Annotated in this window: 5 protein-coding genes; all 5 read right to left on the minus strand. The window is 64.0% G+C overall.

The genetic code is table 11. From position 1 onward, the window contains the following. A partial coding sequence (gene tssM, locus EOD15_RS25205; RefSeq protein ID WP_127408946.1) for a type VI secretion system membrane subunit TssM occupies positions 1 to 2,933 on the minus strand: 2,933 nt, incomplete at its 3' end. Position 2,934: 1 nt separating this feature from the next. Further along, positions 2,935 to 4,257 (minus strand): type IVB secretion system protein IcmH/DotU, encoded by a 1,323-nt coding sequence (gene icmH / locus EOD15_RS25210; RefSeq protein ID WP_127318095.1) that lies wholly within the window; start codon positions 4,255 to 4,257, stop codon positions 2,935 to 2,937. A gap of 4 nt (positions 4,258 to 4,261) precedes the next feature. Further along, positions 4,262 to 5,596 (minus strand): type VI secretion system baseplate subunit TssK, encoded by a 1,335-nt coding sequence (tssK, locus tag EOD15_RS25215; protein ID WP_127318093.1) that lies wholly within the window; start codon positions 5,594 to 5,596, stop codon positions 4,262 to 4,264. 39 nt (positions 5,597 to 5,635) lie between these two features. Next, the gene (tssJ, locus tag EOD15_RS25220; RefSeq protein ID WP_127318091.1) at positions 5,636 to 6,088 is read right to left on the minus strand and encodes a type VI secretion system lipoprotein TssJ; all 453 of its coding nucleotides are present in this window, start codon (positions 6,086 to 6,088) and stop codon (positions 5,636 to 5,638) included. Between the two features lie 3 nt (positions 6,089 to 6,091). Then, positions 6,092 to 6,802 (minus strand): type VI secretion system-associated FHA domain protein TagH (gene tagH / locus EOD15_RS25225; protein WP_127408947.1); only part of this gene is annotated, 711 nt, incomplete at its 5' end.

The raw sequence follows: 6,802 nt of genomic DNA on the forward strand, positions 1-6,802 counted from the left end.
CTTTCGGGATTGAACGGATAGCGGTCGTTGAGCGCCGCCTGGCAGAAGGGCAGGATGTCGGCGCGCCAGATGGCGTTGAGCTCCGAGGTGACCGCCTTTTGCTTCAACCCGCTGGTGTCGCCGGCGACACCGCCGAGCCAGTCGTCGACCGGGCCGGGCAGGATTTGCGCTTGCCTTGCGACCGCCCCCGTCAGTTCGGCGAGGCCGCCTTGCTTCTTGATGGCATCCTGGGGATCGGGATTGGCCGTGACCGTCTGCAAAACGTTGGACAGCGCCGTCAGAGCCACCACCGCGGCGTCGAGTGCTGGCGGCTGGCCGTCGACCTCGGCAATAGCACCTTTGAGCGGCTTGAAGTGTTCGGCCACCAGGTTGCCGGTAAGATCCACCTCGTCAGCTGAGCCCGCGCGTGGAAGCAGCTTTGCCCCCGTTTTGACGATCTTGCCGAGCTTGCCGAGTTTGCCGAGCAGTTTCGAGCCGCCCTTGGCCGCCGCCTTGTCGTCGGCCGGCGCTTCATCGGACCGGGTAAGCTCGGTCTCCTGAACGACCGCCGTGAGCAGGCGTTTCAGCGCTGAATCGGCGCTGGAAAGATCCTTCAGATTCTCACTGGCGACATTGAGGTCGCTCAACGGCGCCAGCCTCATATCGCGCAGGAAGCTGTCCCACTGTGCGATATAGTCGTCGTAGTAGAGCTTCAGGATGTCCTCGGACAGCGCCGACACGGACGTTTCGGAGTTCTCGGAGCAGCCCCCGGCGAAGACCGCCCGATCCAGCGCCGCTTGTGCTGCCACATCCTCGATCCGGTCGAGAACGGCGTCATGGAAGCCTGCATAGGTGAATGCTCCCGAAATACCGACGCGAAGCGTCTTGTCGGAGCGACGCGCAAAAACCTTGGCGCCGTTGGGACCGGCGAAATTCGCCGGAATCCATTCTTTGAGCCCGGCCACTACCGGATCGGCCAGCAATTGCTTGTAGGCACGCGCCGGCAATGAAATCGTGCATACCGTTTTCAGCGCTTCGGCAACCAGCGCCTGGTCGGGCTCGATATAGCTTTCGTCGACCGTCATCCGGCGGATGGCCGCAAGCTGATGCTCTTCGGCATCGGCGGTTGGAAATGGTGCTGCGGCCGCGAATTCGGGAAGGCTGTTGACCCACCAGTTCTGGGTGTAGTCGGGATCCATCTGCGACAGACCCGTCATCATACGATAGGTCTTGAGAGCGCCGAGCATGAAATCCGGATCGCGGATCTGCCGCCACATGGTGGCCTCGAGAAGGGCCACCATGTGCGGCTCAAGCACGTTGCGCAAGGCGTGATCGTAGGTGTCGGTCTGAGCCCGCACCAGTTCCGCCGAGGCCGATGGCCCTAGCAGATCCTGGACAGCGGCAGGCGGTGCTGTCCGGGCATTTGAGACCGCGTCCATTGCCTCGAGCGCGCCGTCGATGGCAGGCTGCTGCACCGATGCCGGGTTTGCGGCAGCCGAGGTCAACGGCGTCTGCAGCGCTTCGAACTGGCTTGCCTGGGCCGAGATCGCATTGCGGTTGTCGTAGTAGGACCAGGCAAACACCGCACTGGCCAGCAAGCCCGCTGTGGCACAGGCAGCCGCCGCGCCCCGCCAGATCCAGGCGCGGCGGCGTTGCGCTAGCGGGTCGAACGTACCCAGGCCTGCTTCCTTGAAGATGACTTCGGTGAGCAGGTTCTTCAGGAAGAAGCTGCGTTTCTCGACCCTTGGTGCGGGCAGGACCCGCCGTGGCGGAAGACCGAAAGACGACGACAGCGCCGCGGTCAGTCGGTCGATAGGCGCCCCTTCCTGAGTCGCCGATGTCAGATAGAGGCCGCGCAGCCATGCAGCCTCTTCATACCGGCTTTCGCCGAACATCGCCTCGACCAGCACCTGGATCGGTTCGGACAGGCTTGCGAGTTGGGCAGGAAACCGGAAGATCTCTGCACGGGCGGCGAGTTTTTCCTCATCCTCCAGGCGCGGCACCAGCCGCCGCTCGAGTTCCGTCGCCAGCGTCGAAATTTCGCGTTCGATGGTCTTGGCATCCACGCGCGCATCCAGCGCGAAGGTCGTTCCCCACACCTGCTCGCGCGAGGCGGTGGACAGACCGCCGAAGAAGGCTTCGAAACCCTTGATCAGATCGGCCTTGGTCAGCATCAGATAGACCGGAAGGCGGATTTCGAGCCGGTCGTTGAGCTCGGCCAACCGGCGGCGGATCTTGCGGCCGTGCGCCTTGATGGCTTCGTCGCCCTCCGAAAGCACGTCGATCGAAAGCGCCACGATGACGCCGTTGAGCGCGCGGCGGCCGCGATGCTTCTTCAAAAGGTCGAGGAAGCCCAGCCATTCCGCCGCGTCCACATCGGGCTGGCTCTCCTGCTGCACATAGCGGCCGGCGGTATCGATCAGAACCGCGTTTTCGGAAAAGAACCAGTCGCAGTTGCGGGTGCCGCCGACCCCTTGCAGGTCGTCGGTGAGGTCGATCGGAAAATTCAGTCCGGACTGCCGCAGAGCCGTGGTCTTGCCGGTGGCCGGCGGCCCGACGATCACATACCACGGCATGTCGCGCAGAAACTTGCGGCCGCCCAGCTTGCGGCGCTTCAGTTCGGCCATCACCTCGGCGAACTTGGCACCCACGGCAGCGACGTTTTCTTCGCCGGGGCTCAGCGGCTTTTCCACCGCGGGCGCGGCAATCTCGGCGACGAACATGCGGTTGGCGCGGATCGCCCGGCGCTGGGCGACGATCAGCCAGATCAGCCAGAAGATGACCAGCAGCGCGATGATGACGATGCGCGCATTTTCAGAGGCAAACGGTTCGTAGGCACCGACCCTGACGATCGGACCGAACACCCAGATGACCAGGGAAAGCAGCGTGAGGCCGATCAGCGTCCACAGCCAGCGCGATGTCAGAACCGCCCAGAGGAAGCGCAGGATGAACATCTCACAGCCTCTTTTCGACAAGCACCTCGGCGCGGCGGTTCAAGGCTCGCCCCTGGCGCGTGCTGTCGCTGGCCACTGGATCGGTGGCCGCGCGGCCCTCGGAATGGACGCGGTCCCGTGGCACTCCGTTCTGGACCAGCATGTCGGCAATCGTCTGGGCGCGAGCCTCGGACAGCCGCTGGTTGGTCGACAGCGGATTGGTCTTTTGCAGAGGAACGCCGTCCGTATGGCCGATCACCGTGATGTTTCCGATCAGCTCCTGATTGGCGAGGATCACCTTGGCGATCGAACCGATCAGGGGCTCGAAACCTTCGGTCAGTTGTGGCCGCGACGACTGGAACAGTTCGGGGTTGGAGGCCTGGATGATCAGCTTGGCCAGCGAAACGCTCTCGGTGCCGCTGAGGGCGGATCTGAGGTCGGCCGGCGCTCCGGCCTGAAATTCCGGCAACAGCGCAAAATCCACCTTCTCCGGCGGCGGGGCATCGACCTTGGGCGACGTACGGCTGATGTCGCCGCGTGCAGGCGGCGGCAACGTGCGCACAAGTGCGGAAAGCTCGACCGCCTGGCTGCTCAGTCCCATCGAGAGTCCGATATGGATGGCAGTGGCAACAACCGCCGCACCGAGCGCCATAACCCAGATCGGAACGATGAAGCGCTGCGGTTCGTCGGATGCGATCACGCCCTTCCAGTTTGGTGACAGTGGCGCGCCTTCAGCGTCGGCATCGCGCAGGAAGCGTGCCGCCGCCACGCGAACGGCATTGAGCGAACGGTCGCCTGATCGCCCAGGCACGCGATATTTGCCGCGGAAACCGAGCGCCATGCAATCATACTGCAGTTCCAGCAATTCGCGATCGCGGTTGGGATGGCGCTCCAGTTCGTCGAGACGCGTGAAGAACTGCGTGCCGGCATCGACATCGCCACGCAGCATGACCACAAGCGGCTGCCGAGGCCAGGCGCTGGCCCCACCCCAGGGCGTGTTCAGAGCCAGATCATCGAGCAACGCCGCCACGATCCAGGCTGCCTGATCGGCCCTCTCCATAGAGGATCCCGTCGACATTGCCATGTCGCGTGCCCGAACCAGTTCTTCGAGCAATCGGGTGCGCAACGTTTCCGGATTCTCCGGCGGCAGCGCGCTTTCAAGCTCGGGAGCGAACTCGAGCAAGGGTGCGAATGCGTTGACAAGCGCGTTCGGGTGGGTGCGAGACCGCTTTACCACCGCCCCCGGCAACAGCGGCGCCATCGGTCGCGGCATCGGCGCTCCGGTCAATCGTATGCGGGTGCGTTCGCGATCCTCCGACAGTCCGAAAGGATCATCGCGGCTCATGATCTCACCTGTTCACCGAATAGCAGTCCACCTGCGGCTCGCTCGGCAACACACCCGAAACGCCAATGACGAAGCCGGGAGCATCGAGCAGTGACGCCCAATGCTCGCTTTTCTGGTCCAGTTCGAGGCACAGCCGATCGCCATCGTAAGGGATCTCGCGCGGCTGGGAATGGAGCGGTTTCAGCGGAATGCCGGGCAAACGCGATTTCCACAGGCCCTCGAACTGATCGGCCGAGCCGACAGTCGCCTGATTGACGAAGATCTTGCGCAGCGCGTCCTCCGACAGCTCCGAACCGACCCGGATGACGATCCGGCTGGCCACCAGCAGCTTCGGGTTGTCGATGCGGATTTTCCAGACATTGGTCGAATGCCGCATGACAGGCAGCGCACGCGATTTAGGCTCGATGTAACGCAGGCTGAGGATGAGCGAGCGCAGCGCATCCGCCAGCGCCGAATAGGCGGGGCCTGGCGCCATGTGATCGTAAGCGGGTAATTCGCCCAGGCGCCGCGCGCTCGATCCGTAGGTCGCCATCGAACCAGCGAGCCCGGCAAGTTCCAGGTAAAGCTCGGCCGGATGGAAGACATCCTGCGCCAGCATGTGGGCGAGCCGCGGACGCGCCGCATTGGCGAGATTGAGCATCAGCAGATCTTCGACGCTGCGCCCAGGCCCGCCCATGACCATCTTGCCATGCGCCTCGGCGATCTGCTCGAGGCCTGTGACAACTTCCAGAAGCAATTGCCGATACCAGGCCACCGCGCCGGTAATCAGTGTCGGCGGCAGGAAGGTCTCGTCCACAGAGACGCCACCATCGGCTCGAACCCCCTTGAGGTCGGCTATCGGCAAGGCTGTGTAGCCACCGACCGACTTGCCGGGTGCAAGCAGCAGCGCCTGCGGACGGGCGATCTCGATTTCTTCAGGATCTGAACCGCCCTGGACGGCGTCACGCACCGAAACGACCCGCCCGTGATAGCGTGCTCCCGAGGCGGCCGCGTGTGCCGGATCGAAGCCGACACCGCCGGGAGGCTCCAGCGGCAAGGCGACCAGCACCGGCCCGGCGCCCGTGTCTGGGGTGACCAGCAGTGGTCGCGGCGCGTCCATCATGTCTGGAATGGAGAAAGGTGTCCCGTCCGGAAAGATGCCCCGTGCGGACAGGATCGAGATCTGGCCGGCCTCCAGCAATGCCTGATCCAGCGTCAGTTGCTGAAAGCCGAACGTATGCAACTGCCCGGCCTGCAACGCGCCGCGCACCGTCGCCTCGATAAAGCGATCCTGCTGCTGGAAATGCTGGGTCCGGAGAAACAGACCTTCGGACCACAACACTCTGTTTGCATCGCTCATGCCGCTACTCTCTGCATCGAGCTCCCCTTGCCCTGGCCGCTAAGCGGAAATGCCGCCGCTGCCAAGCGAGACGTTGACCGTAAATTGTGATCCCGCCGACACTGATTTGCTTGTGCGCCAGTTTCGGCCGCCGGGCTCGCGGATCAGTGCAACAAAGCCCAGCGCCGTCGCGTCCGGCTCGACCGTGATGGTCTTGGACGCGGTCTTTCCCGGCCCGACGGCGATCTGGTCGGATCCGATGAGGTCGCCTGCGAGTGCCGAACCGGCATCCCCCTGCAAGGCAAAGTAGTCGGCGGAATTGAATTTGCCGGTGCTGCGCAGCCGCATGACGAGGACCGTCACCGGCCGGTCGCCGCCGCCCGGTCCCGGGTTCATACCGGCCCCGCCGGTCAGTTTGACGGTGATCACCGATGGTTTCGGCGGCCCGCTCTGGCAAGCCGTAAGCAGCCCGGTTGCGCCCAGGGCGACAATGAATTCGCGTCGATCGATCATGTCTCACTCCTCCTCATATGCATCCCGAAAATCAGCGCCGATTTCGCCCAGAAAGCTTTTTTCCGCGCTCTCGGCGATTTCACGGTGGCGTTTCTGGTAAAGCTCCCACAGCTTGGCGCTGCGCCCGCCCGAAAGCAGCGTGCCGATCGCGGAATTCGATTTCAGCTCTTCCTCGATCGCTGTCGGGTCAAAACGGTCAATCATCCGCCGCAAGGCGCCCTGTACGCCGCGCCAGGCGCGCACGTGATGTTGGGCGAGGTCGCGAACCGCGTCGGCGATTGCCGCTTCGCCGGCGAGAAATCCGGGGCTGCGCTCGGCGAGAAGCGTGACGATGGCGTCGTCGACCGTCGGCAGAAACTTGAGCGGATTGACTTCGGAAGCCCCAACCATGGTCTGGGCGACGCGAGCGTTTCCCTTTTCCTCGGCCCGTTTGCGCAGAAGCTGCATCAGGCCTTCCATCATCAACCGATATTCGCGGCCAAACTTCTCCATTTCCGCAATGCTGTCGCGCTCGGGGAAATCGGCTTCCTCGACACCCATGCCATGCAGGAATGCGGAGCGGAGCGCCATGTCCCCCAGTTGCGGCGCTGCCGGCAGGCGGGCGGGTTTGGCAGCAGCACCTGCCCGCGCCGGAGGCGGGACGTCAGCCGCTTGCGCGGGCAAATCCCAGGGATTGGCGGATTGTGGTCGTTGGGCGATGCGCTCGCGCTGTCC

Origin of the sequence: Mesorhizobium sp. M7A.T.Ca.US.000.02.2.1 (assembly GCF_003996995.1) — a bacterium.
GTDB lineage: Bacteria > Pseudomonadota > Alphaproteobacteria > Rhizobiales > Rhizobiaceae > Mesorhizobium.